The 24,756-nt window shown below is 65.5% G+C and carries 19 protein-coding genes; 17 read left to right on the top strand and 2 right to left on the bottom strand.

Annotated elements, in window-relative coordinates; all coding sequences use genetic code 11:
- The first annotated feature begins 11 nt into the window (after nucleotides 1-11).
- Both FHW64_RS11920 and FHW64_RS11925 read left to right on the top strand, forming a co-directional pair.
- Entirely contained in the window at nucleotides 12-977 is a 966-nt protein-coding gene (locus FHW64_RS11920; RefSeq protein WP_184526386.1) for a tripartite tricarboxylate transporter substrate binding protein, read from the top strand.
- 72 nt (nucleotides 978-1,049) lie between these two features.
- A complete protein-coding gene (locus FHW64_RS11925) occupies nucleotides 1,050-2,036 on the top strand; it encodes a tripartite tricarboxylate transporter substrate binding protein (protein ID WP_184526388.1) in 987 nt (328 codons plus the stop codon).
- Between the two features lie 361 nt (nucleotides 2,037-2,397).
- Here FHW64_RS11925 and FHW64_RS11930 read toward each other — a convergent pair whose 3' ends face one another.
- On the bottom strand, nucleotides 2,398-2,862 hold the full coding sequence (locus FHW64_RS11930) for a hypothetical protein (protein ID WP_184526389.1): 465 nt from the start codon (nucleotides 2,860-2,862) through the stop codon (nucleotides 2,398-2,400).
- Nucleotides 2,863-2,985: 123 nt separating this feature from the next.
- On the opposite strand from FHW64_RS11930, the gene FHW64_RS11935 reads away from it, so the two are divergent.
- From FHW64_RS11935 to FHW64_RS12010, 15 genes are all read left to right on the top strand, one after another.
- Nucleotides 2,986-4,737, top strand: coding sequence for an FAD-dependent monooxygenase (locus FHW64_RS11935; RefSeq protein WP_184526391.1), 1,752 nt, complete (start codon nucleotides 2,986-2,988; stop codon nucleotides 4,735-4,737).
- Between the two features lie 21 nt (nucleotides 4,738-4,758).
- A complete protein-coding gene (locus FHW64_RS11940; RefSeq protein WP_184526393.1) occupies nucleotides 4,759-5,640 on the top strand; it encodes a fumarylacetoacetate hydrolase family protein in 882 nt (293 codons plus the stop codon).
- A 21-nt stretch (nucleotides 5,641-5,661) separates the two neighbouring features.
- Nucleotides 5,662-6,261, top strand: a complete 600-nt coding sequence (locus FHW64_RS11945; RefSeq protein WP_184526395.1) for a VOC family protein — start codon at nucleotides 5,662-5,664, stop codon at nucleotides 6,259-6,261.
- A 52-nt stretch (nucleotides 6,262-6,313) separates the two neighbouring features.
- On the top strand, nucleotides 6,314-7,963 hold the full coding sequence (locus FHW64_RS11950; RefSeq protein WP_311733291.1) for a DUF1302 domain-containing protein: 1,650 nt from the start codon (nucleotides 6,314-6,316) through the stop codon (nucleotides 7,961-7,963).
- Nucleotides 7,964-7,976: 13 nt separating this feature from the next.
- Nucleotides 7,977-9,350 carry a DUF1329 domain-containing protein gene (locus tag FHW64_RS11955; RefSeq protein ID WP_184526397.1) on the top strand — a complete coding sequence of 458 codons (1,374 nt, stop codon included), beginning with the start codon at nucleotides 7,977-7,979 and terminating at the stop codon, nucleotides 9,348-9,350.
- Nucleotides 9,347-10,402: a YCF48-related protein gene (locus tag FHW64_RS11960; RefSeq protein ID WP_184526400.1), complete on the top strand. Its 1,056-nt coding sequence runs from the start codon at nucleotides 9,347-9,349 to the stop codon at nucleotides 10,400-10,402. The genes FHW64_RS11955 and FHW64_RS11960 overlap by 4 nt, the downstream gene beginning before the upstream one ends.
- Nucleotides 10,399-12,792, top strand: coding sequence for an RND family transporter (locus FHW64_RS11965; RefSeq protein WP_184526402.1), 2,394 nt, complete (start codon nucleotides 10,399-10,401; stop codon nucleotides 12,790-12,792). Before FHW64_RS11960 ends, FHW64_RS11965 begins: the two co-directional genes overlap by 4 nt.
- Nucleotides 12,779-13,423, top strand: a complete 645-nt coding sequence (locus tag FHW64_RS11970; RefSeq protein WP_184526404.1) for a TetR/AcrR family transcriptional regulator — start codon at nucleotides 12,779-12,781, stop codon at nucleotides 13,421-13,423. The genes FHW64_RS11965 and FHW64_RS11970 overlap by 14 nt, the downstream gene beginning before the upstream one ends.
- An 857-nt stretch (nucleotides 13,424-14,280) precedes the next feature.
- Nucleotides 14,281-15,513: a TolC family protein gene (locus FHW64_RS11980; RefSeq protein ID WP_184526408.1), complete on the top strand. Its 1,233-nt coding sequence runs from the start codon at nucleotides 14,281-14,283 to the stop codon at nucleotides 15,511-15,513.
- A gap of 14 nt (nucleotides 15,514-15,527) precedes the next feature.
- Nucleotides 15,528-16,070, top strand: coding sequence for a hypothetical protein (locus FHW64_RS11985; RefSeq protein WP_184526410.1), 543 nt, complete (start codon nucleotides 15,528-15,530; stop codon nucleotides 16,068-16,070).
- Complete coding sequence (locus FHW64_RS11990) at nucleotides 16,070-17,170, top strand: HlyD family efflux transporter periplasmic adaptor subunit (RefSeq protein ID WP_184527838.1); 1,101 nt, start codon at nucleotides 16,070-16,072, stop codon at nucleotides 17,168-17,170. Before FHW64_RS11985 ends, FHW64_RS11990 begins: the two co-directional genes overlap by 1 nt.
- A gap of 14 nt (nucleotides 17,171-17,184) precedes the next feature.
- Nucleotides 17,185-20,304 (top strand): efflux RND transporter permease subunit, encoded by a 3,120-nt coding sequence (locus tag FHW64_RS11995; RefSeq protein ID WP_184526412.1) that lies wholly within the window; start codon nucleotides 17,185-17,187, stop codon nucleotides 20,302-20,304.
- A 24-nt stretch (nucleotides 20,305-20,328) separates the two neighbouring features.
- Nucleotides 20,329-20,709, top strand: coding sequence for a hypothetical protein (locus FHW64_RS12000; RefSeq protein ID WP_184526415.1), 381 nt, complete (start codon nucleotides 20,329-20,331; stop codon nucleotides 20,707-20,709).
- 141 nt (nucleotides 20,710-20,850) lie between these two features.
- Complete coding sequence (locus FHW64_RS12005) at nucleotides 20,851-21,819, top strand: threonine dehydratase (protein ID WP_184527840.1); 969 nt, start codon at nucleotides 20,851-20,853, stop codon at nucleotides 21,817-21,819.
- A 331-nt stretch (nucleotides 21,820-22,150) separates the two neighbouring features.
- Entirely contained in the window at nucleotides 22,151-23,281 is a 1,131-nt protein-coding gene (locus tag FHW64_RS12010) for a putative Ig domain-containing protein (RefSeq protein WP_184526417.1), read from the top strand.
- Between the two features lie 21 nt (nucleotides 23,282-23,302).
- Here the strand turns inward: FHW64_RS12010 and FHW64_RS12015 are convergent, their stop codons facing one another.
- Nucleotides 23,303-24,751: a TolC family protein gene (locus FHW64_RS12015; protein WP_184527842.1), complete on the bottom strand. Its 1,449-nt coding sequence runs from the start codon at nucleotides 24,749-24,751 to the stop codon at nucleotides 23,303-23,305.
- Between the last annotated feature and the right edge of the window lie 5 nt (nucleotides 24,752-24,756).

Below are 24,756 nucleotides of genomic sequence, written 5' to 3' on the forward strand. Positions count from 1 at the left end.
CTGGTACGAATATGCGCATCAAGTTCTTCCCGCTCCTGCTCGCCGCCATGCTCCCGCTGACCGCGGCCGTGGCGCAGGACTATCCGAAACAGCCCATCAGGTTTGTCGTGCCGTTCACACCGAGCGGCGGCACAGACATCGTGGCTCGGCTGCTCGGCCAGAAGATGTCTGCTGCCATGGGCCAGCCCATCCTCGTCGAGAACCGGCCGGGCGCCGGCTCCCAGATTGGGACAGAGTACGTCGCAGCCTCTCCGCCAGATGGCTACACAGTCCTGTTGTCTTCGTCGTCGTCGCTGACGATTCCCTATCTGCGCAAGGCGAGTTTCGAACTTCCGCGTGACTTCACACCGATCGGCCAGGTTGGCATCGGCACTTTCGCCCTGGTCGTCAGTCCCAAACTGCCCTTCAAGACAGCAGGCGAGTTCATCGCGGCGGCGAAGGCCAACCCCGGCAAGTACAGCTATGCGTCAGCCGGTAGCGGGTCTGCCGGGCACCTGGCGCTTGAATTGCTTCGCAGCAAGACGGGTGCCGATCTCGTGCACGTACCCTACAAGAGCAGCGGAGAAGTCGCCAATTCGATCATCAGCGGACAGGTCGATGCGTCCATCGACATCCTGACCATCGAGAAGGGGTTCATCGACAACGGGCAGGTGAGGGCGCTTGCGACGACAGGCATAGCGCGTGACCCCACCCTGCCGCAGGTGCCGACGCTCAACGAGACCGGCGCCGTTCCTGGGGGCTATGACCTGACGTACTGGTATGGCCTGTTCGTTCCGGCGAAGACGCCGGCGCCTGTCGTCAAGCGACTGCAGCACGAGTTCGAGACCGCCATGAAGGACCCGGAAATCCTCGCCCGCCTGAAGACGCTGCAGATCCAGCCGTCCACGATGACTGCGGCCCAGTTCAAGGAGAACGTCCAGACCGAGGCCGCCATGTGGAAGAAGCTCATCGGCGAAAAAGGCATACGCGCCGACTGAACGCCTGGCCTCCTTCGGCGAGGCCGAACCCAACCCTCACCCCGACCGACTCGACGACAAAGGAGACAGATGATGATGAGACGTGTATTCCTTGGCGGCGCCTCGCGCGCGTTCGCGATGATGGCGCTGGCGTTCTGGGCCGTCTCGGCCGCTGCGGCCGACTTTCCCGATCGTGTGGTGCGCGTCGTCGTCCCGCAGGGGCCGGGCGGCGGCACCGATCTGGTGGCGCGTCTGATCGCCCAACGTCTCTCGCCCCGGCTCGGACAGCCGGTGATCGTGGACAACAAACCTGGCGGCGGCACGCAACTCGGCACCGAATATGTGGCCAACGCGCCCGCCGACGGCTACACGGTGCTGATGACGGCCTCGCCCGTGGTCCTGCTGCCCTACCTGCGCAAGACGCGCTTTGACTTCATTCGTGACTTCGTGCCGATCGGGCAGGTGGGGGTCGGCAACTTCGCCCTGGTCGTCAATCCCAAGCTGCCGTTCCGCACGACCGAGGAATTCTTCAAGGCAGTGCGCGCGAATCCGGGCAAGTACACATTCGGCTCGGCCGGTGTGGGTTCCGCCGGCCATCTTGCCCTCGAACTGCTCAAGGCCAGGGCGGATATGGACCTGGTTCACGTTCCATACAGGAGCGCCGGCGAAGTCGCTACCGCGGTGGCGAGCGGCCAGGTGGACAGCTCGATCGACAATCTCACCACGGAGAAGCCGCAGATCGACGCGCAAAACGTGCGTGGCCTTGCGACGACGGGACAAGATCGCGACCCGGGGCTGGCGACGCTTCCGACAATCAACGAGCTCAAGCTCGTGCCGGGTGGCTATGTCATGACCTACTGGTATGGCATGTTCGTCTCAACGCGCACGCCGGCGCCTGTCGTCGATCGCCTGCGGCGCGACTTCGCTGTCGTGATGAGCGACCCTGGCATGGCAGAGCAACTCCGAAAAATGAGCCTCGTACCTTCCACCTTCTCTGCCGAGGCGTTCGGCACCAGTCTTGCCGAAGAAGCATCTATGTGGCGGCGCGTGATCTCAGACGCAAGGATCGAGATGCCGTGAAGGGATTCAGCCTCTTCCAAGGGCGATGGGCGCCGAATCGACATTCGGTGACACCATCGATGTCCACAGAGTGCCGGTTTTAGTCCTTCGCGCGTGCCAGGCAAGAGGTCCGCGTTGCACTGCTCGGACAGAAGATGCAAGCCGCTCGCAATGTCGCCGTTGCGCGCTTTCAGGATAGCAGCGAGCCCTCTATGTTGACCATGGAGAGCCGCGCTCCATGGAGCAGACGAGTGACCTAGGGCCGACCAGCCCTACGCGCGGCATTCATGGCATTTGTGGCTTTGGATGGTAGGGAGAGGCACGCCCGCGAACAGCCGGAACAGCATCGCTGCACCAAAGCGCTCCGTGACCACGCCTGTCATCAGCAGAAACAGCATTCCGAACACGCCCGTGGCAGTGAAGGCCTGTCCAAATAGCCGATGAGGGTTCGGGCTGCGGCCCATGGTCCCGTGACCATGCTGAGGGCCACGTGAGTTCCTAGTCCAGCCGCGAAATGCAAGGCTGCCAAGAGACGTGGCGCACGCAGCTCCGCGCACGCCGGCAAGACTCCGCACGAGACTGCGAACCCGAGCGGCACCGCCGCGCGCGGTGCGATGCGCGCGAGCAGCGGCGCGGTCGCCACGCTGGCGAGAACGACGCCCATGAGGAACAGGCTCACACCACCCGACTGTTGCGGATCCAGTCCGTGGGCGGTGATCAATGCACCAACCCAGAGCGGTAACGCCACCAGGTCGAGCATGCCAGCGCAGTGGCCGGCCATCAGGGCCAGCCGGCCGGCAATGGGCAAGGTGGGTGATGCAGAGGAAGTACCGGTGGGATCGCGCATGGGGCATGTCCGAAGGTCGACAGATTGTTCGCGGCGCGTCTTTTCGAAATGAGTGTAAACACCAATATGAACAATTAGTTCATTTCGAGAAGATCGCCGCCGTTTTCAAAACAGAGATATGTGATGCCTTTTCCTGAAGCCTCGATCGAGGTACCGGTGCTGGTTGTCGGCGCCGGTCCTGCCGGCCTGACGGCCGCGCTTGCACTGCGCCAGTACGGTGTGGACGCCGTGGTCGTCAATCGCCATGGCTGGACAGCAAACACACCCCGCGCGCACTACCAGAACCAGCGGGCGATCGAAATCCTGCGTGAGCTCGGCCTCGAGCAGCAGGTGGTCGCTGCCGGGATGCCCGAGGCGCTGGCCCGGAATGTGGTGTGGGCCGAAACGCTCGCTGGCGTGGAGTACGCACGCGTTCCGACGTACATGGCGGCACGCACGGATGCATACCGTCGCGCGAGTCCTTGTCCCTCGGTCAACGTGGCACAGCATTTGATGGAGCCCATCCTGGCGCGCGCGGCCATGGAGCGCGGCGCGAAGATCCGTTGGGGCCATGAGTTCACGGGATTGACCCAGGACGCATCGGGCGTGGTCGCACGCATCCTTGACCGCGCTGAAGAGCGCAGCTACGCGATCCGCGCCCAGTACGTCATTGGCGCGGACGGCGCGCGCAGCAAGGTGGCCGAGGCGCTGGGCGTCGCCCACGAGGGCCCAGCCGGCTGGGGAGCCGCTGTCAACGTCTGGTTTCGCGCCGACCTCGCGCGCTACTGCGCGCACCGCCCCGGCATCCTCTACTGGACCAATCGTCCCGGCGCCGACTTCTGGGTTGGCAGCGGCGGCTTCATCAACGTGCAGCCCTGGAACGAGTGGGTGCTCTCGTTCATGTACGACCCTGCGCATGGCCAGCCCGATCTCTCGAATGAAGCGATGGCCACGCGTGTGCGCACGCTGGTGGGGGATGCGGATCTGAAGGTCGAGGTGCTTGCGGTCAGCCCGTGGCAGATGAACGCGCAGGTGGCGCAGCGCATGACTTCGGGCCGCGTCTTCCTGGCCGGGGATGCCGCACACCGCCATCCGCCTTCGGGGGCGCTGGGCTCCAACACCTCGATGCAGGACGGCTACAACCTCGCCTGGAAGCTCGCTGCAGTGCTACGCGGCGAGGCTGGGGAAGGCCTGCTTGCGAGTTACGAGGACGAGCGGCTGCCGGTGGCCCGCGCCATCGTGAGCCGCTCGATGCAGAACATCGAGATCTTCCAGGAGGTCGCGGCCGCCATCGGCTTCGCCCACGGGCAGAGCGAGGAGGCCGGCTGGGGGGCGCACGCCGAACTGGCCGCCAGCGCAGCCAAGCGGGAAGCACTTCGCACAGCGCTGGAACGTCAGCAACACCACTTCGGGGCACACGGCTTCGAGCTGAACGTGCGCTATGAAAAGGGCGCGCTGGTCGATGACGGATCGGTCGATGCACGGGCCGAAATCGATACTGCCATTCACCACGTCCCGAGCACGCGCCCCGGCGCCCATCTGCCACATGCGTGGCTGGCGCGTGGCCCGGGCGCGCACAGCGAACAGCGATCCACGCTCGACATCTGCCGACTGGGCCGTTGGACCCTGCTGGTAGGTCACGACGGCGCCGCGTGGCGCGAGGCTGCTCGGCGTGTCGCCGATGCACTGGCAGTCGCCCTGGACGTGGCCGGCATCGGGATAGGCCTCGACTGGCGTGACGTCAACGACGACTGGTGCGCGCTGCGCGGAACCGGCGACGACGGCTGCCTGCTGGTGCGTCCCGACAAGGTGGTCGCCTGGCGCAGTGTCGCAATGCCGACCGATCCCTTCGAAGCGCTGCAGCGCGTGCTGCGGCAACTCCTTTGCCTTTCCTGACCAACGAGACGAGCCTAAGAAATGAAGCTTCTGAACTACGTGAAAGAGGGCGCCGTTCGCATCGGCGCCCAGACTGAGCAAGGCATCGTGGACCTGACTGCCGCTTTGCCCGACCCGCCGAGCGAACTGATTGGTCTGTTCGGCCAAGGCGACTCCGCGCTGGCCGCGGCGCGCGATGCGATCGCGAGCGCCTCACACTTCATCGCTTCCGACGCGGTGCGCATCCTTCCGCCCGTGCTGCGTCCGCCCAAGTTCCTAGGCGTCGGAGGCAACTTCCACTCGCACATCGTCGAGGCGGCTCATCTGGGCGCGAAGGTGCCCCGGTACCCGGTGTGGTTCAACAAGCAGGCCACCTGCATCAACGGACCCTTCGATCCGATCTGGAAGCCGCATGATTCCGAGGAACTGGACTACGAAGGCGAACTGGCGCTGGTCATCGGCCGGCGCTGCCGCCGCGTCGGCGTGGAGGAGGCCCTTTCGGTGGTGGCCGGCTACGCCGTATGCAATGACGTGAGCATCCGCGATTGGCAGATGCGTGCGCCGACCTCCACCATCGGCAAGTCCTTCGACACGCACGGGCCTCTAGGGCCCTGGCTGGTCACGCCGGACGAAGTCGGCGATCCCGGTAAGTTGCGCCTGCGTACCTGGGTCAACGGCGATCTGCGCCAGGACGGCACGACCGAGGAAATGGTCTTCAACTGCGCGCAACTGGTTAGCGACCTCAGCCAGCGTTGCACGCTGGAAGTCGGCGACGTGCTGTCCGTCGGCAGCCCCGCGGGCGTAGGCGGGCTGCGCAAGCCACCCGTCTGGTTGCGGCCCGGCGATCGTGTGCGGGTGGAGATCGAACGAGTCGGCGCCATCGAGAACGTCGTCATCGAAGAGCCCGAAGCCGGGCGCGCCTGATCTTTTACATCGGAGATTCCAATGAGCAACACCCCTGATCCCAAGGCGCTGCGCGCGCAGGCCGCCGTTTCCCCGTCCAAGCTGGCCCACCTTGTCTTCCTGACGGGGCAGCTGCATGTCATGCGCGACTGGTACTTGCGCGTACTGAACGCGAAGGTCGCATTCGAGAACGAGAACCTGTGCTTTGTCTCGTATGACGATGAGCATCACCGGATCGGCTTGATCCGCATGGACGGGCTGCACGCGCGGCCGCAGGTCCCCACGGCGGGCGCGCACCACTGCGCCTTCACCTACGCGAACCTCGACGAGCTCTTCGGCACCTACCTGCGTCTGCAGCAGGCTGGGATCGTGCCTTTCTGGTGCATCAACCACGGGCCGACCACCTCGATGTACTACCGCGACCCAGACGGCAACCGAGTCGAACTGCAGGTGGACAACCTGACCGCCGAGGAATGCGATGCCTTCTTCGCTTCAGGTGCCTACGACGAGAACCCGATCGGCCTGATCTTCGAGCCGGAAGCTTGGATCGAGCGTTTGGCTCGCGGCGAATCGCCGAAGTCGGTATCGCGGCGCGATCCGCTCCCGGCCGGCGCCAACCCCTTCGAAATGATCCGCGACTGAACAGCGGACCGGAGCGGGCCGGTTCAACCCGTCACAACAACGAGGAGACAACGTGACTTCCCATTTCCCGCGCCCGGTCCCGGGCGTGATGACAGCGGCCGTGCTCGCGCTGATCGCGAACACCGCCGCAGCCTTCAACCTCCAGACCGACAACCCGGACCTGCAAATGCGCTGGGACACCACGCTGAAGTACAGCGCCGCATGGCGACTGCAGGACGCCGACGCGCGCCTGCTCGTCAGTCCCAATCACGACGACGGCGATCGCAACTTCGGTCGAGGACTGATCTCCTCGCGCGCGGACCTTTTCTCGGAGTTCGACGCCGTCTTCCGCGGCAATACGGGCCTGCGAGTGAGCGCGGCCGGCTGGTACGACAGCGTCTACAACCGCCGGAACGACAACCCGGGTTTCGCCGGAGGCGCCTTCCCGAACCAGATTGGCCCCGCCAACGAGTTCCCCAGCGAGACGCGCACCCAACATGGTCGCGAGATGGAGCTGCTTGATGCCTTCGTGTTCGGCAAGACCGACCTGGGCGATGGCCACACGCTGACCGGCCGCCTGGGGCAGCACTCGTTGCTCTGGGGCGAAAGCCTGTTCCTTGGGGCCAACGCCATCGCCGGCGGCCAGCAGCCCTTCGACGCCGTGAAGCTGATGTCCGTGCCCGGCACCCAATTCAAGGAAGCCGTGCGTCCCGTGCCGCAGGTGTCGGGCCAGTTGCAACTGGCGAGCAACCTCTCGATCGGTGCGTACTACCAGTTCCGCTGGGAGCCCACAGTCGCCCCCGCGGTCGGCAGCTACTTCTCCGATGTGGACCTGGCCATCCGTGGTGCAGAGCGCATGCTGCTGGCGCCGCCAATGTCGGCCCCACGCGGCCCCGACGTGGAACCCGGCAACAGCGGCCAAGGCGGCTTGCAAGTGCGCTGGAGGCTGGGCGAGACCGATCTGGGGCTCTACGCGGTCCGCTTCAACGCCAAGACGCCGCAGGTCGTGCCCACGCTCGGCATGGTCGCGCAATCGCCCGTGCCGGTGGTGGCGCCGATTGGCTATCGACAGGTCTATCACGAGGGCATCCAGGCCTTCGGCCTGAGCGCAAGCCACACCTTCGGCGACGTGAACCTCGCTGGCGAGGCATCGATCCGGCACAACCAGGATCTGGCCAGCACGCGCGGCGCCGACGCCAGTGCGATCGGCGGCCCGGGCCTCAGCGCCGGCTATGCGACCGGTGACACCGCGCACCTCAACGTTTCGATGATCAGCACCCTGCCTTCGACGCCGCTGTGGCGCGAAGCCACGTTCATGGGCGAGGTCGCATGGAACCGCGTCCTGAGCGTGCGCAGCAATCCCGAGGCCATCGATCCCAACGCCACCCGCGATGCCACGGCGCTGCGGTTCGTTTTCGAGCCCACTTACCGGCAGGTGCTGCCGGGCCTCGATCTCGGCGTGCCCATCGGGCTCGGCTGGGCGCCCAAGGGCTCGCGTTCGATGGCGTTGGGTCCGGTGCCCATGCCAAGCAACGGCAATGGTGACTTCTCCATCGGCCTCAGCGGCAGCTACCTCGACGTGTGGCGCTTCAGCGTGACGTGGACCACCTACCTGGGCGACGCCGGCACTTTCCAGAACGGCGCCAACTTCACCGACTACAGCTACCTCCAGTCGCTCAAGGACCGCCGGTTCCTGTCACTGGCCATCTACCGCACCTTCTGATCCCGGAAACGATATGACGACGAACATCCTCTTCCCGCGCCAGTTGCTGATGGCGTTGACCCTTGGCCTCGCCGCGCCCTTCGCCGCTGCAGGTGTGAGCGCCGAGGAGGCGCAGAAGCTCAAGACCGTGCTGACACCGATGGGCGCCGAGCGAGCCGGCAATACCGACGGCAGCATCCCGGCGTGGAACGGCGGCCTCACGCAGGCAGCCGGCGCCGTGGTCGGCAACAGCCGCCCCGATCCCTTCACCGACAAGCCGCTCTACACCATCACGGCCAAGAACGCGGCGGAGTACCAGGACAAGCTCTCCGACGGCGTACGCGAGTTGCTGAAACGTGACCCCGACACCTTCAGGCTCGATGTCTACAAAAGCCAGCGCACGGCGGCCGCGCCGGACTGGGTCTACGACAACACCGCAAAGAATGCCGCGCGCGCGACGCTGGAGGAGGGCGCCGCAGGGCCCGTCCCAAAGGGTGCACACGCGGGCGTGCCCTTTCCCATTCCCAAGTCTGGCGCCGAAGTGATGTGGAATCACCTGCTGCGCTGGCGCGGGCTCGCAGCGCGCTACAACACTTCAGGCACGATGGGCACGGCGGACGGCAAGCTGGTCTCCACCGTAGAAGGCCAGGCCCAGATCCAGATGCCGTACTACGACCAGACCGCGGACGCCGCGATGCAGCAGGCGGGGGAATACTGGCTGTTCAAGATGGTCAACGTGGGCCCGCCGATCCGCGCCGGCGAGGCCATCGTCGGGCGCCTGAACCTGGATTCGAGCAAGGACCAATCCTGGGTCTATCTCACCGGCCAGCGCCGCACGAGAAAGCTGCCGAATGCCTGCTGCGATACGCCCAACCAGGCCACCGCGGGAATCATGTCCTTCGACGACATCGAGGTGTTCACCGGACGCCTTGACACCTTCGACTGGAAGCTCGTCGGGAAGAAGGAACTGCTGGTGCCCTACAACAGCAACCGCACGCTCCAGCCGAAGAAGAACGCCGAGGTGCTGATGCCGCGCCACATCAACCCGGACCACGTGCGCTGGGAGCTGCACCGCGTCTGGGTCGTGGAGGCAACGCTGAAGCCCGGCAAGCGTCATCCGGCGGCTCGCAGCCGCTACTACATCGACGAAGACAGCTGGATGGCCCTTCTGGGCGACCGATGGGACGCAAACGGTCAGTTGTGGAAGACCAACTGGGAAATCCCCGCCGCGATGCCTGATGTTCCGGCGCAGTCGGTGATCGCCTTCGGCTTCCACGATTTCGTTTCGCGCGTCTGGTTCGTCAACCTGATGCGCGGGGAGAACTCGGACGTGCACTACAAGGTGGTGCCGCGGTTTGCCGATTCGACCTTCACGCCGGATGCGCTTGCGGGCGAGGGTGTTCGATGAGTCGATGGTCGTGTGCGGCGCTGGTGAGTTGCGCGACGCTGGCATGCGGCGCCGCATTCGCCGGGGCGCCGCTGGAAGGGGATGCGCTGCTCGTGCGGGCGCCATCGGAAGTGGTGTTGCTGGCCGGCGCGCGCTGCGGCGACGCCTTGCTCGCGGTGGGCGAGCATGGCGTGATCGTCCGCTCCACCGACGGTGGCGTGTCCTGGCAGCAAGCCCGACGCGTGCCGACGCGCGTGACGCTCACCGGCGTGGATTGCGCCGATGGGGCCGTCGGGTGGTCCACCGGCCATCAAGGCACGGTGCTGGCGACCGTCGATGGCGGCCTGACCTGGACCGCGCAGTTCGACGGACGTCGCGCAGCACAGGCCATCCTCGCGCAGGCCGAGGCCGAAGGACAGGAGCAGGCGATCGCGCAAGCGCGCCGTCTGGTGCAGGACGGCCCGGACAAGCCGCTGTTCGATGTCCGCGCGCTCGGCCCGCGCGATGCGCTCGTGATCGGTGCCTACAACCTCGCTTTCCGCACCCGCGACGGCGGCATTCATTGGGAGCCGTTGTCGCATCGCCTGGACAACCCCCGCCAGTCGCACCTGAACGCAATGGCGGTTGCCGGCCGCACGGTCCTTATCGCCGGCGAGCAGGGCCTGGTGCTGCGTTCCGATGACGGCGGCGAATCGTTCGTACGACAGGTGCTGCCCTACCAGGGCAGCTTCTTCGCAGCGGAGCTGCTCGATACCGACACCGCGCTGGTGGCCGGCATGCGCGGCCAGGCGTGGCTCACGCGCGATGGCGGCAGGCGCTGGACCCCATTGGAGGGCGCGCCTCCCGTCAGCTTCATTGCCGCCGTGAGGCACGGCCCTGACACGCTGTGGCTTCTCAATCAGGCGGGACAGCTCTTCGCCTTCGAGCGCGGGGCTGAGCGCCTGATCGCGCTGCCTGCCGGTGTGCCCGCGCCCGCAACGGGTCTGATCGCTGCCGGCACACGCGGCCCGGTCCATGCAATGAGCGCGCGAGGCATCGCGGCCCTCGATACCACCACTGAAAGCACCCGATGAGCGTTGCCTCCGATACCACCGCGCAGGGCGCCCTGAGACATGTCGAGCGCCTGATCTTCGGCCATCGCCGCCTCGTGCTCCTGCTGTGCGCGCTGCTTACCGCCGTGCTGGCCTGGCAGGCCACGCGCGTGCAATTCAACGCCAGCTTCGAGCAGACGCTGCCGATCTCGCACCCCTTCGTTCGCAATTTCCTCGCGCATCAGTCGGAACTGCGGGGCCTGGGCAACGCCGTGCGCGTCGCCGTGGCCAACCCGCGCGACAACGGCTCCATCTACGACGCGGCCTACCTCGAAGTGCTGCGTCGCTTGAGCGACGAGGTCTTTCTGGTGCCCGGCGTCAATCGGGCCGAGTTCAAGAGCCTGTGGACTGCCTCGACTCGCTGGGTCGGCGTGACCGAGGACGGCCTGGAAGGCGGGCCGGTGATTCCGGCCGGCTACGACGGTGGCCCGGACAGCCTGCGCCAACTGGCCGACAACATCGCTCGCTCGGGTGAGATCGGCCAACTGGTGGCGCTGGACGCGCGCTCCAGCGCGATCTACGTGCCCTTGCTGGCACAAGGCGCCGACGGCAAGGACCTTGACTACGGCGAGCTGGCCCGCCGGCTGGAGGCGCTGCGCGCGAAGTACGAGCAGGAGGGCGTGCGCATTCACATCACCGGCTACGCCAAGATCGTCGGCGACCTGATCGCGGGCCTGCATGCCGTGCTCGCCTTCTTCGCGGTCGCGGTGATCGTCGCGACGGCCTGGCTCTACGGGTACACGCGCTGCCGACGATCCACGCTGATAGTGGTGAGCGCCTCGCTGGTCGCAGTGGTGTGGTTGCTGGGATTGTTGCCTCTGCTGGGCATGCGGCTCGGCCCGTACTCCGTGCTGGTGCCCTTCCTCGTGTTCGCGATCGGCATGAGCCATGGCGCGCAGAAGATGAACGGCATCATGCAGGACATCGGGCGCGGCGCCGACCGGCTGGAGGCGGCGCGCATGACCTTCCGCAGGCTGTTCCTCGCCGGACTCGCGGCCCTCCTTGCGGACGTGGTGGGTTTTGCCGTGCTGCTGGTCATCGATATCCCCGCGATCCGCGAATTGGCGTTGGCCGCCTCGCTGGGCGTGGCGACGCTGATCGTCACCAACCTGATCCTGATTCCGGTGCTTTTGAGCTACGTCGGCGTGAGCCCTGCAGCCGCACGTCGCAGCCTGCGACTCGAGGCGGACGGTCGACGGCATCGGCTGTGGGACGGGCTGCTCCACTTCACCCGCCGCGGGCCGGCGCTGGCCGCGCTGGTCGGCGCGGTGATCCTGGGGCTGGCGGGCGCGTTCGCGGCGCAGCGGCTCGCGATCGGCGACCTCGACGCCGGCGCGCCGGAACTGCGACCCGACAGTCGTTACAACCGCGACGCGATGTTCATGGCCGGCGCCTATGGTGCTTCCAGCGACGTGTTGGCAGTGATGGTTGCCACGCCGGACGGCCGATGCTCAGAGGTCGACACCGTGCGCCGACTCGACACCCTGGAATGGGAGCTGCGCCAGGTGCCCGGTGTGGAAGGCACGTCGAGCCTGGCGCAGATGGTGCGGCGAACGATGACCGGCCTCAACGAGGGCCACCCCAAGTGGTACGACGTCGTCGCCAACCAGGACATGGTCAACACCATCACGGCGGGCGCGCCGCGCGGCCTCTACAACGACACCTGCAACCTGCTGACACTCCATGTCTACCTGGCCGATCACAAGGCCCAGACACTGCAACGCGTGGTCGATCACGTGCGGGACTTCGCAGCCGCGAACGACTCGGAGGAAGGCCGCTTCCTCCTGGCCGCCGGCAGTGCCGGCATGGACGCGGCCACCAACATGGCGGTCGCCTCGTCGTGGCGGGTGATGCTCTGGCTGGTCTACGGTGCCGTGTGCTTGCTGGCGTGGATCGCATTCCGATCCTGGCGCGCGGTGCTGGTTGCAGTGCTGCCTCTGGTGCTGACGTCGGTGCTCGCCGAGGCGCTCATGGTGGCGCTGCACATCGGCGTCAAGGTGGCCACGCTGCCAGTAGTCGCGCTGGGCGTGGGCATCGGGGTGGACTACGCGCTGTACATCCTCACGGTGCTGCTGGCCCATCAGCGCGCGGGCGAACCGTTGGCACAGGCGTTCCACCGCTCGTTGCTGTTCACCGGCCGCGTCGTGATGCTGACGGGACTGACGCTGGCGACGGGTGTATTCACCTGGATCGCGAGCCCGATCAAGTTCCAGGCCGACATGGGCATTCTGCTGGCCTTCATGTTCCTGTGGAACATGCTGGGCGCCTTGGTCCTCCTGCCCGCTCTGGCCCGCTTCCTTCTCCCCGATGGCATGACGGGGCTGCGCTATTCTCCGGCGATACAAGGAGAACGAAGCATTGGCCACGATTGACCTGGAGCGTAGAGCCGAGATCGGCCGCATGAAGCGGGCGCGCACGCGCGCCGGTTTGCTGGATACCACCTTGCAGGTCATTCAGCAGCGCGGGACAGAGGATCCGACCCTGGAGGAGTTCATCGCGGCGGCCGGAGTGGCGCGCGGCACGTTCTACAACCACTTCAAGACGAAAGACCAACTGCTGGCAGCTGCCGCTGCACAAGTCGCCGATTCGATTGACGCGCAGATCACGCCGCTGATCCGCAGTGTGAAAGACCCGGCCCAGCGAATTGCCACCGCTATTCGGCTCTTCATCCGCCTGTCGCGCGAGCGGCCCGAATGGGGCTGGGTGCTGGTCCGCTCGGCCCCAGGAATCGGTGCTGGCTGGAGCGAGGACATGCGCCGGGGCGTGCGGGCCGATATCCGCAGCGGCCGGCGCAGCGGCCGTTTCCTGGTCCCCTCAGTCCAGGCCGCGGAGGCGCTGGGCATGGGCACGCTGGCGATGGCGATTCGTACCGTGCTGGTGGACAAGACACCCAGCGATTTCGGCGAATCGATCGCGGCGATGACGTTGCAGGCGATGGGTGTTGAGCACGAGGAAGCGCTCCGCCTGTCCGCCGCACCAATTCCTGAGTCGACTCGCCAGTGATCACTCGATTCGGACGTTCTTGAACTTGATCAGCTGGCCATTGGAGTTGACCCGGTTCCGTGGACACATCAAGCTTTGTTATCAAGGAGTCGTGACGTCTCCCCCGAATCCGGTCATTTCTAAACTGGAGTCGGGCGGCTTCCGGCTTTCGGTGAATTCACGGGCGGCCAGATGATCCAGGCGGTGACAGGAAGGCGCTTCTACGCCGTCGCGGGGGGACGCAGTGTGGGCTATTCCGTCACGCAACTGAACGCCGACCGGGCCATCCCCCGACGGTGCCAGCTGCTGACGTGAAGGCTGCATCGCACCGTCACAACCGAAAGAGTCCCCGGAGAAGGTCGGACATATCCGCCTGCTCGCAGGCCTGGGTTGCTAGACTCCTCGCCGATTCATGCGCCGCTTCATTGTCATTTTCATGATGCTCCTGCTGCCGCTCCAATGGGGTTGGGCCGCAGCCGCGAGCGTTTGCGAGCATGAAGCAGGCGGTGCACATTTCGGTCACCACGAGCACAAGCACACGGGCGCCGGCAAGGCGACCGCTGACAAGTCCGAGGTGCCGCCCGCAACGGATCTGCCCGGGTATCACCCCGATTGCCATTCCTGTCATGGCATGGGGGCCGCCTGCGTCCCCGCATCGCCGGCTGGTGCGCCCGGATGGCGTGACAGTACGCCGCCTTCTGCTTCCGGGAAGTTCTTTCCCGACCCACCCATCCAGGGCCTGCTTCGGCCGCCCATGCCGCTCGTCGCCTGAACGGCCGGCGAGACGGTTTCCTTCTTGCGCCTGAGTAGGCGCGCCACCTCTCGTCGGATTCCCAATCCGCGAGCGCCCGCGCGCTCGCCCAAGCGACGAGATTTTCATGAGAAGACGAGACTGGGCACTTCCCAGCATCCTGGCGGCGGCCTTGTTGGCCTGCATGACGCCGGGCTACTCACAGACGCTGTCTATCAAGCAGGGCTTCGATGCAGCATGGACACGCCAGCCCGAAAGCCGGTCGGCCTCCTTGCGACGCGACGCGGCAACGGCGGCCGTAGACGCCGCGCAGCGCTGGACGCCGGGACCGCCGGCCCTCGAGGTGGCGGCCAAGACCGACCAGTTCAATCGAAACGTCGGCGTACGCGAGTACGAGGCAGGGGTGTCGGTACCGCTATGGCTGCCGGGGGAGCGCGACAGCGCACAAGCCGCGGCGTCCTCGGAGGTTTCCGCAGTGGACGCGCGCCTGCTTGCTGCGCAGTGGCGGGTCGCGGCGGAGGTGCGCGAGGCCTATTGGTCCTACCAGCGTGCCCGCATCGAACAGCAGCTCGCCGAACGTCGCCTGGCGAACGCGAGTCGGTTGGCGGAGGACGTGGCACGGCGTCTTCGTGCAGGCGACCTTGCCAGGGCCGACAGCCATCAGGCAGAAGGAGCCCTTGCAGCAGCGCAGGCCGCACTGGCGGAGGCGACCGTTGCCCGGATGCAGGCGGCTCGCGCCTGGACGCTCGTGACCGGTGCGCAGGAGTTTCCGGCTGACCTCGGCACCGTTGCAGCGGAACCGCATCCCTCGGGGACCCTTACATCGGACACGCACCCATCCTTCCGTGAGTTGGCCGCAAAGGCCGAGGTTGCACGAAAGCAGCAAGCCCTCGCGGGCGTTCAGGTTCGCTCGAACCCCGAGGTCCTGCTCGGCGGGGTGCGCGAGCGCGATGTGCTCGGCGAGCGGTACGAACAGAGCATCGTCGTGGGCATTCGCATTCCACTTGGCAAATCTCATGCGAGCGACGCGAAGTTCGCGACCGCAAGTGCCGACCTCCTGGAGGCTGAAACCCAGCTGACGCTGGAAGAGACGCGTCTGCGGACCCAGGTCGAGACGGCTCGCGGGAGCCTGAACGCACTCCAGCAGGCGATGACCGCCGCCGAGCGACGGGCCGTGCTCGCGAGCGAAACGCGGGGCTTCCACGAGAAGTCCTTCCGTCTCGGCGAGTCGGACCTCCCGACGCGCCTGCGTGTCGAACTCGAGGCCTTCGAAGCCGAGCGCCAGGCCGCCCGCAGTCGCCTCGAGGTGCAAGCAGGCATCTCACAACTTCGTCAAGCGCTCGGGCTGCTGCCCGAGTGAATCCAGGAAATCCAATGTTCTCGAAATCATTTGTGGGCCTTGCACTTCTTGCAGCCCTGCTCGCGACCCCCGCAATGGCGGACGATGGGCATAACCATGGCGCTGCGCCGTCCGCCCTGGCTGGGCCGGTGTTTCCGCGCTTTGCTGCCGCTTCCGAGTTGTTCGAACTCGTCGGTATGTTGAACGGCAAGCAGTTGACCGTGTACGTCGATCGCTTCGATGACAACGCACCGGTCAAGGCGGCTCACGTCGAGCTGGAAATCGGTGGCGCCAAAGTCACCTTGAAGGAGCGCGCCGACGGCGAGTTCGAAGGGACGCTCGCCAGCGATCTCGCCGAAGGCGTCACGCCAGTGACTGCGACCATCGCTGCAGGCGGTGAGACGGACATCCTCGCCGCGGACCTCGACATCCATGGTGATGTGCACGACACGTCTGCGCAGGGGCGCAGTCCGAAGGTGTATGCGGCCGGGGTAGCTGTCATCCTGGCGGTGCTGTTCGCATTGGTATGGCTCAGGCACCGTGTGTCGACCGCTCCTCGTGCCGGAGGTGCCGCATGATGCGCAAACTCATCGTTGCTCTCGCGTTGAGCGTTGCCTCGACCGGTTGGGCTGCTGACGAACACGGGCATGACCACGGCGACTCCAGTCCGGTCGCGAATGCGAATTCGCCGACCCGGCAACCCGATGGCAGCGTCTTTCTGCCGAAGGCGGCGCAGCGGCAGTTGTCCGTGCGCACGGCCGTCGTGCACCAGGGCGAACTGGCCCGCACCGTTGAACTCGCCGGCAAGGTCGTCATGGACCCCAATGCGGGCGGAAAGGTGCAAGCCACGGCCTCAGGACGCCTCGAAGCGGGGCCTGCGGGCCTGCCCTCGGTCGGACAAGCCGTTCGCAAAGGCGAGGTGCTTGCGTACGTCGTCGCTTCGGCCGCACCCATCGAGCGGTCCAACCAGGCCGCACAACTCGCGGAGCTTCGTGCAGCGCGTTCGCTGGCCGAGAAGCGACTCGCGCGCCTCAAGGAGCTCAGTGACACCGTGCCGAGGAAGGAAATCGAGGCCGCGGAGTCGGAACTCGCGAGCCTATCGGCACGCGCTTCGGCCATCGGTGGCGGCTTGGGGGCCCGCGAAGCTCTGCTGTCGCCGGTGACAGGGGTGATTGCCTCTGCGCATGCCGTCGCCGGACAGGTCGTTGATGCGCGTGAGCTGGTCTACGAAGTGGTCGACCCGTCGCGCCTGAATATCGAAGCCCTGGCGTTCGATGCAGAACTCGCGGCGAATGTCGCCGGCGCCAGTCTCGCGGTGGGCAAGCAACACGTGCCGCTTCAGTTCGTCGGTGCCGCGCGCTCCCTTCGCGAACAGGCATTGCCTCTGACATTCCGCGCGCAGCAAACATCATTGCCTGCGCTCGCAGTCGGGCAACCAGTGAAGGTCTTCGTGCAGACCCGGAGCAAGGTCAACGGATTCGCAGTGTCGCTGGCCTCGCTGATGAAGAACCCGTCGAACCAGACCATCGTCTGGGTCAAGACAGCGCCCGAGAAGTTCGAGCCGCGGGTCGTCACGACTGAGCCCCTCGACGGCGTCAACGTCGCCGTGACCTCCGGACTCAACGCGGGTGACCGGGTGGTGACGCAGGGCGCCACCCTCGTCAACCAGGTCCGCTGAAGGGAGCCGCACGCATGTTCAAGTGGCTACTCGCAAGCAGCCTTGCCAACAGACTGCTGGTCATCATCGCCAGCGTGGTGCTGATGGGCTACGGCGCATGGACGCTGTCGCGCACGCCCGTCGATGTCTTTCCCGACCTCAACAAGCCCACGGTGACGGTGATGACCGAAGCCGGCGGCATGGCGGCGGAGGAGGTGGAGCAACTCATCACCTTCCCGCTGGAGACGACGATGAACGGCTTGCCGGGCGTCGAGTCGGTCCGCTCGGTGTCTTCGGCAGGCCTGTCGTTCGTCTACGTGACTTTCGACTGGAGCACCGACATCTTCCGCGCGCGCCAGATGGTGTCCGAGCGACTCGCGTCGATGGAGGAGGGTCTCGCGGAAGGTGTCGTCCCAAGGATGGGGCCCATCAGTTCCATCATGGGCGAGATCATGCAGATCGCGATTCCGGTCGACACGGCGAAGATTTCGCCGATGGCGGTGCGGGAGTACGCAGACTGGGTATTGCGACCGCGCCTGATGGCGGTGCCGGGTGTGGCCCAAGTCATCCCCATCGGCGGCGAGGTGCGCCAGTTCCAGGTCCAGCCGAACACGCGCCGAATGGCCGAGCTCGGCATCTCGCACGAGCAGATGGAAGCGGCACTCAAGGGCTACTCGTCGAACACCTCGGGTGGCTTCCTGGAGCTCAATGGCCGCGAATATCTCATCCGCAACATCGGACGGACTTCGCGGCTCGACGACCTCAAGAACCTTGCGCTGACCGCAAAGAACGGCCAGCCCATCCTCATGCGACAGATTGCCGACGTGACCTTTGCGGCGGCGCTCAAGCGGGGCGACGCGGGTTTCGAAGGCAAGCCTGCTGTCATTCTCGGCATCCAGAAGCAGCCAACGGCCGACACCATCGGCCTGACGCGTTCCATCGAAGATGCATTGGCGGGGATGAAGGCATCGCTGCCCGCGGGAATGGAAACGCCGCGCGTCACCTTCCGGCAGGCAAGCTTCATCGAGGCGTCCATCGACAACCTGAAGCTCAAGCTCATCGGCGCATCGGTGTTCGTGGCGGCGATCCTGTTCTTCTTCCTGGGGACGCTGCGGCCGACCATCATCGCGCTGACCGCGATACCGGTCTCCATCTTTTTGACCGCACTCGTCTTCAAGTACTTCGGCTTGTCGATCAACACGATGACGCTCGGTGGCCTGGCGATTGCCATCGGTGGTCTCGTGGACGACGCTGTCGTGGGTGTCGAGAACGTCCTGCGCCGCCTCAAGGAAGACCGGCAAAAGCACCGCTCGCATCGGCTGCCGCCACTCGAGCTCGTGGCGCGCGCCACGATGGAAGTGCGCTCGGCAATCCTCTATGCGACCGTCATCATCGTGCTGGTCTTCGTGCCGCTGTTTGCGTTGCCGGGAATGGAGGGACGCCTGTTCATCCCACTGGGCATTGCGTTCATCGTGTCGACGCTCGCCAGCCTGATTGTTTCGGTGACCGTCACGCCCGTGCTCTCGTACTACCTGCTGCCGCGCATGAAGTCGCTCGACCATGGCGATACGAAGCTGCTGGCATGGCTGAAGTCGCGCTATGTGTCGGGGCTGCAAAAGGTGCTTGACCGTCCGAAGGGCGCCCTGGTGACCGGTAGCGTCGCGGTGATCCTTGCGCTTGCAGCGGTGCCGCTGTTTCCGACGACCTTCCTGCCGCCATTCAATGAAGGAACGCTGCTCGTCGGCATCCGGCTCAATCCAGGTGTGACATTGGCCGAGACCGCTGCGCTCGCACGGCAGGCAGAGGTGCTCGTCAAAGAGGTGCCAGAGGTCACGCACGTTGGCAGGCGCAGTGGGCGAGCGGAACTGGATGAGCATGCCGAGGGCGTGCATGTGAGCGAACTCGACATCGGCCTCAAGCCGACGGCTGAACTGACGCGCCCCATGGCCGAGATTTCTGCGGACATCCGCTCCAGGCTCGCCAATCTGCCGGCGGCCGTCTCCATTGGCCAGCCCATCTCGCATCGCATCGACCACATGCTTTCGGGCGTCCGGTCGCAGATCGCCATCAAGATATTCGGTGAAGACCTCGACACGTTGCGCGGGCAGGCCGATGCGCTTCGGGCGAAGCTTGCGGCGATTCCCGGGGTGGCCGACCTCGAAGTCGAGAAGCAGGTGCTGGCGCCGCAGATCAAGGTACGCGTCGACTACGCGGCGGCGGCACAGTACGGCGTTCCTGCGCCGCAGGTGCTGTCGACACTGCAGAGCCTGGTGGAAGGCGAGCGAATCACGCAGATCGTCGAAGGAGGCCGCCGCTTTGCGCTGGTGGTCAAACTGCCGGAGGAGGCACGTTCGGCAGAGGGCTTGCAGGACATCCTCATCGAGACGCCTTCAGGGCGCATCCCGCTTTCAAAGATCGCCTCCATCGAGGACGGAGACGGGCCCAACCAGATCAGCCGGGATGACGGAAAGCGGCGCATCGTGCTCTCTGCCAACGCACAGGGGCGCGCGCTCTCGGACATCGTGGCCGACATGCGGCGGGTCGTCGCCGATACGAAGTTGCCGGAAGGCTACTTCGTGACGCTGGGCGGCCAGTTCCAGGCGCAGGAGGAAGCATCCCGACTCGTCGGTCTGCTGTCGCTGGTCTCGCTGACGCTGATGTTCATCGTCCTCTTCAGCCGCTACCAGTCGGCGCGGCTGTCGCTGCTCATCATGGCGAACATCCCGCTGGCACTGGTCGGCGCGGTGCTGGGCCTCTGGATTTCGGGACAACCCCTTTCGGTCGCGGCCCTGGTGGGCTTCATCACACTGGCGGGCATCTCGGTTCGCAACGGCATCCTCAAGGTCAGCCACTACATCAACCTCATGCGGCTGGAGGGCGAGCAGTTCGACCAGAAGATGATTGTTCGCGGCTCGCTGGAGCGTCTGGCGCCCGTGCTGATGACGGCGCTGGTCACCGCATTTGCGCTCGCGCCGCTGCTGTTCGAGGCGGAGCAACCGGGCACCGAGGTGCTGCATCCGGTGGCCGTGGTCATCTTCTCCGGGCTCATCAGCTCGACCCTTCTCGACACCTTTCTCACGCCGGCCATGTTCTGGCTCTTCGGGCGCGCAGACGCAGAGCGCCTGATGGAAGCCAAGGACGTCGAGGCTCTTTAACCAACCCAACCGAAAGGAAGAAGCATGCAAAGACGATTCATCACCCTGGCCCTGGCCGCCACATTGGTCGGTCTTGCCGGGCCCACCCTGGCAGCGGAGGACCACCACAAGCCCGCGAAGGGCGGCATCATGGTCCCGGGCAAGGAGGCGGACTACGAACTGGTTGCCAAGCCGGACGTCATCCAGCTCTACGTCAGTGACCACGGAAAGCCGCGGGATGTTTCCAAGGCAGGCGCAAAGCTCACACTGCTCGCGGGCCCGGATAAGCAGGAGGTCGAACTGAAGCCCACTGGCGACAAGCTGGAAGCCACTGGCAACTTCAAGGTGGGTCCCGGCACGAAGGTCGTGGCAGTTGTCACCGATGGAGGAAAAGCATTGGGAACCGCTCGATTCACACTCAAGTAGAGCGCGAGATGGTCGAGGCGGCCTGCCCATCCGTCAAAATCTCACCCACCCATTCGTCTGGTCGCACGCAGCGCTACAGGAACTGTCGCTTGGGGGTGTCCCGAGTCAGCGTGCATCCGTTTCTGGAGAAGCTTGATGACGCTGACTTTCACGAGCGAAGAGGTTCAGTCCGCTCGCTCGATCGTGCACGCAACGGTGCCGCCCACACCGCAATACGCGTGGCCCCTGCTTCGCGAGCGCCTTGGCTTCACGGTGTGGGTCAAGCACGAGAACCACACGCCCGCAGGTGCCTTCAAGGTGCGTGGAGGCCTCACGTACTTTGACGCGCTCGTGCGCAACGAGCCCGGCATCGCCGGTGTGGTCTCGGCTACGCGTGGCAACCACGGGCAATCGGTGGGCTGGGCGGCGCGTCGCTACGGCATCCCCGCGACCGTCGTCGTTCCCTTCGGCAATTCGGTCGAGAAGAATGCGGCGATGCGGGCACTCGGCGTCACGCTGCTGGAGCACGGCGATGAGTTCCAGGCCGCGCGCGAGCACGCGATTGCATTGGCCGCCGAACGCGGCTTGCACATGGTGCCCTCGTATCACCGCGAGCTGGTTCGAGGCGTGATGACGTACTGGCTCGAGTTCTTCGAGAACTTTGCGCATGGCGAGGAGCCGGATGTCGTCTACATCCCGATCGGACTGGGGTCCGGCTTTTGCGCGGCAGCAGCCGCACGAGCCTTCGTGGGGGCCCGCAGCAAGCTTGTCGGTGTGGTGTCGGCGCATGCGACGAGTTTTCTCGACTCGTTCCGCGCCGGCCACGTCGTTGCCTCGCCCGTCAGCACCCAACTGGCTGACGGCATGGCCTGCCGCATTGCCGAAGATGAGGCGCTGCAGGTCGTCCTGCGCGAAGCGGATGACATCGTCGCCGTCACGGACGACGAGGTGGCCGAGGCGATGCGTGTGCTCTTCGCCGACACGCACAACGTGGCCGAGGGTGCGGGCGCCGCGGCACTGGCAGCCGCCATGCAACAACGTGAGCGACTGCGAGGCCAGTCGGTGGGCGTTGCGCTTACCGGTGGGAACGTGGACAGCGAAGTCTTTTCCCGGGTGCTGGCTCGCCAATGAGCTTGGGGCTCGGCGCGGCTGTGGTCGCTCCTTGGTGTTTTACCTAGGCATCTTCCTGCCAGACTGACGTTTGGCTGACCCCTTCAGCGTTACATTCGAATGTAACTAACTGTTGATTTGAGGGGTCACGATGGATGGAGGGGAACGGTCGGTCCGCAGGGGCGGGAATGGTCACGCGCGAGTCGGGCTTGCGCTCGCTAGCTGCTTGTCGGCCCTGATGCTGGCTTCGTGCGGTGGAGGTGGAGGAGGGGGCGGTCTACCGCCGGGTGCCACGACATCGAGCGATGGCACAGTCACGCTGAACGTTGCTGTGATCTGGCCTACGGATTCGTTGCAGCAATACAAGAGCGCTGTGGTCAAGCCTGTTCTCTACGGCTTCGGCGATCACCAGCCCGTGTGCATGATCACGTCCGGTCGCGTGCCTGCGGGCATGGTCTTTGGCAGCGATTGCTCCATCGCGGGGCGTCCGACGGAGTCCACGGTAGCTCGCTTCACGGTGCGCGTCGGGGCGTCAGGTGTGTCCAACACCATACTGACCGGTTCAAGCATCACCGTGAACGGCCCGAGCATTGCGTACGCCGTCACGGGTACGAGCGATGTGGGCCTGATCGTCAACGACCCCATCCAGCTTGGAACCTGGACCCCTGACGGTCGACCGGCCACATGGACGTTCACCTTGAAGAGCGGGACGCTTCCACCTGGTCTGACCCTGAGCTCGACGAGTGGAACGATCTCGGGAACGCTCAATACGACCGGGACATACAGCGCGGTAATTCAGGGAACCGCGACGACGGAATTCGGCACTGTCGACAAGACCGCGACCTACGCGCGCAACGTCGGTATCCCCGGATTCGGCTATCTCAACACCGGCGGGACAGGCAGGACCAGCACCAGCTCGCAAGCGGCATACATCTCCCAGGACTTCAGCGCCGAGCCCTATGGAGACATCGGAACACCGGCCGGGAGCACCTTCGGGAATTTCACGCTTCCAGGTGCGCAGCTCCCGGCCGGTCTGGTCCTCGATCCGAACACCGGAAAGATCACTGGATCACCGACGGCGACCACCGCTGCCTTTGGCATCACCATCCCTGTGAAGGCGACGGTCACGAGCAATGGAATCACCAACCCGACTCAGGGAAGTTTCAACATCGAGGTGAACTATCCATTTGGCATTCGAAATTCATTGGATTCGACGCCCAGGGCGCTTGGCGTCCCACTCAATATCGTGCCGACCGTCACGACGATCAGCCCCGTGCCACTGATCTCCCCGTCGGTTGGCAACTACACGCCAATCGCCGGCCAGTGCTCGTTGCCGGCTGGCGTCAGCATCGATTCTTCAAGCGGTGCTGCAACAGGTACACCGACTGTTGCGGGCTCCTTCAGTTGCTGGATCAATGCCACCCTGTCGAACAACGGCAAGAGTTGGACGCAGAGCATGCAGTTGTTCCTCGTGACGCGATGAAGTCTGGTTTCGGAGAAGGGCCTACCATCCCCCACCAAGCGCCAGGAACAAGGTGACCTGATCCGTCACCAGATCGGCATCCGAAGTTGCAAGTGCTGCTTCGCTGGAGGCCAGGGAGCGCTCGGCGTCGAGTGCATCGAGGTAGCCGACCTTGCCGCTCTGATACATCCGGCGAGCCTGCTCGGCGACGGTAGAAGCCTCGTCGCGCGAAGCGCGCAGCGATGCATGGCGATCGAGTTCGTGTGCGTATGCGCTGAGTGCCGTTTCGGTTTCCCGCAGCGCCGTCAGCACGGTGCCGTCGAACTTCGCGGCCGCCATGCGCGTGCCGGCTTCGGCCTGCGCAATGCGGGCATCGACGATGCCGTTGTTGGGCAACGTCCAGGAGATGAGCGGCCCGAGACTCCACGCGAACGTGTCCTGGTGGCCGAAGTCATTGGCCGGGCCAACCGAAGATGCCGCAAGCCCCAGCGTGATCTTCGGGTAGCGGTCTGCCACCGCCACGCCGATGCGCGCCGTGGAGGCTGCAAGTTCGCGTTCTGCCTGCCGGATGTCCGGCCGGCGACGCAGCATCTCGGCGCCATCGCCCACCGGCACTGCGCCGGCCACTTGGGGCGGTGCGACGCACTCGGTCACTTCCCTGGAGAAGCCTTGCGGGGGCGTGCCCGTCAGCACCGCGAGGCGGTACACCGCCCCTTCGCGCTGCGCCTGCAGCGGCGGCAGGGCGGCGAACAATTGCTGCGCCTGACTTTTTGCACGCGAGACATCGATGGAGCTAACGCGTCCCGCCTGCTGAAGTCGTTGCGATGCATCCACCGCTTCCTGCTGCAGTTCCGCAGACTTGCGCGCGCTTTGCAGGCGCAGCCCCAGGGAGCAGACATCGGCGTACGCGCGCGCCGTGCCGGCCGCGACGCTGACCCGCACTAGATCCAGTGCGGCCGATGCCGACTCGGTGGTGGCATGCGCTGCCTCGCTTGCGCGACGGAGCTGGCCGAACAGGTCGATCTGGTAGGACACCGCGCCGCCCAGACTGTAGTGAAAGGCGTTGGGCGGCTGATAGCCCGGCTGCAACAGCGACAGCCCTGAGACATGGCCATACGAAGGCCCGCCGTTCACGCCGATGACTGGCTTGCTGGCACCGTTGACTTCCGTCTCAAGTGCTTCGACGCGCTCCAGATTGGCTGCGGCCTGACGCAAGTCGGTATTGCTTGCCAGGGCTTGCTCCACCAGTCGGTCGAGCAATGGGTCGTTGTACAGCCGCCACCAGTGCGGCGGCAGTGGGTCCTGCGAATAGGGTTGAGCCGAAGGCGCGTCGGATGACCGTCGCGACGATCGGGTGCCTTCGAACGGCGCCGCGGCCTCGGGCCTCGCAGCGATGGCATCGTCAGGTTGCTTGTAGTCGGGGCCGACCGTCGTGCATGCCGCCAGCAGCAACGTTGCAGCAGAGATAGCGCAAAGACTCAGGAGCCGCATCGCGC

The organism is Variovorax sp. Sphag1AA (assembly GCF_014192575.1).
Classification (GTDB): Bacteria; Pseudomonadota; Gammaproteobacteria; order Burkholderiales; family Burkholderiaceae_C; genus Variovorax.

Bases quoted from the DNA above. Each gene is read 5' to 3' on its own strand.
- FHW64_RS11985 (WP_184526410.1), top strand. From the start codon at position 15,528: ATGTTCTCGAAATCATTTGTGGGCCTTGCACTTCTTGCAGCCCTGCTC.
- FHW64_RS11955 (WP_184526397.1), top strand. From the start codon at position 7,977: ATGACGACGAACATCCTCTTCCCGCGCCAGTTGCTGATGGCGTTGACC.
- FHW64_RS11935 (WP_184526391.1), top strand. From the start codon at position 2,986: ATGCCTTTTCCTGAAGCCTCGATCGAGGTACCGGTGCTGGTTGTCGGC.
- FHW64_RS11995 (WP_184526412.1), top strand. From the start codon at position 17,185: ATGTTCAAGTGGCTACTCGCAAGCAGCCTTGCCAACAGACTGCTGGTC.
- FHW64_RS12000 (WP_184526415.1), top strand. From the start codon at position 20,329: ATGCAAAGACGATTCATCACCCTGGCCCTGGCCGCCACATTGGTCGGT.
- FHW64_RS11980 (WP_184526408.1), top strand. From the start codon at position 14,281: ATGAGAAGACGAGACTGGGCACTTCCCAGCATCCTGGCGGCGGCCTTG.
- FHW64_RS11930 (WP_184526389.1), bottom strand. From the start codon at position 2,862: ATGCGCGATCCCACCGGTACTTCCTCTGCATCACCCACCTTGCCCATT.
- FHW64_RS11990 (WP_184527838.1), top strand. From the start codon at position 16,070: ATGCGCAAACTCATCGTTGCTCTCGCGTTGAGCGTTGCCTCGACCGGT.
- FHW64_RS12015 (WP_184527842.1), bottom strand. From the start codon at position 24,751: ATGCGGCTCCTGAGTCTTTGCGCTATCTCTGCTGCAACGTTGCTGCTG.
- FHW64_RS11965 (WP_184526402.1), top strand. From the start codon at position 10,399: ATGAGCGTTGCCTCCGATACCACCGCGCAGGGCGCCCTGAGACATGTC.
- FHW64_RS11940 (WP_184526393.1), top strand. From the start codon at position 4,759: ATGAAGCTTCTGAACTACGTGAAAGAGGGCGCCGTTCGCATCGGCGCC.
- FHW64_RS11945 (WP_184526395.1), top strand. From the start codon at position 5,662: ATGAGCAACACCCCTGATCCCAAGGCGCTGCGCGCGCAGGCCGCCGTT.
- FHW64_RS11925 (WP_184526388.1), top strand. From the start codon at position 1,050: ATGATGAGACGTGTATTCCTTGGCGGCGCCTCGCGCGCGTTCGCGATG.
- FHW64_RS11960 (WP_184526400.1), top strand. From the start codon at position 9,347: ATGAGTCGATGGTCGTGTGCGGCGCTGGTGAGTTGCGCGACGCTGGCA.
- FHW64_RS11920 (WP_184526386.1), top strand. From the start codon at position 12: ATGCGCATCAAGTTCTTCCCGCTCCTGCTCGCCGCCATGCTCCCGCTG.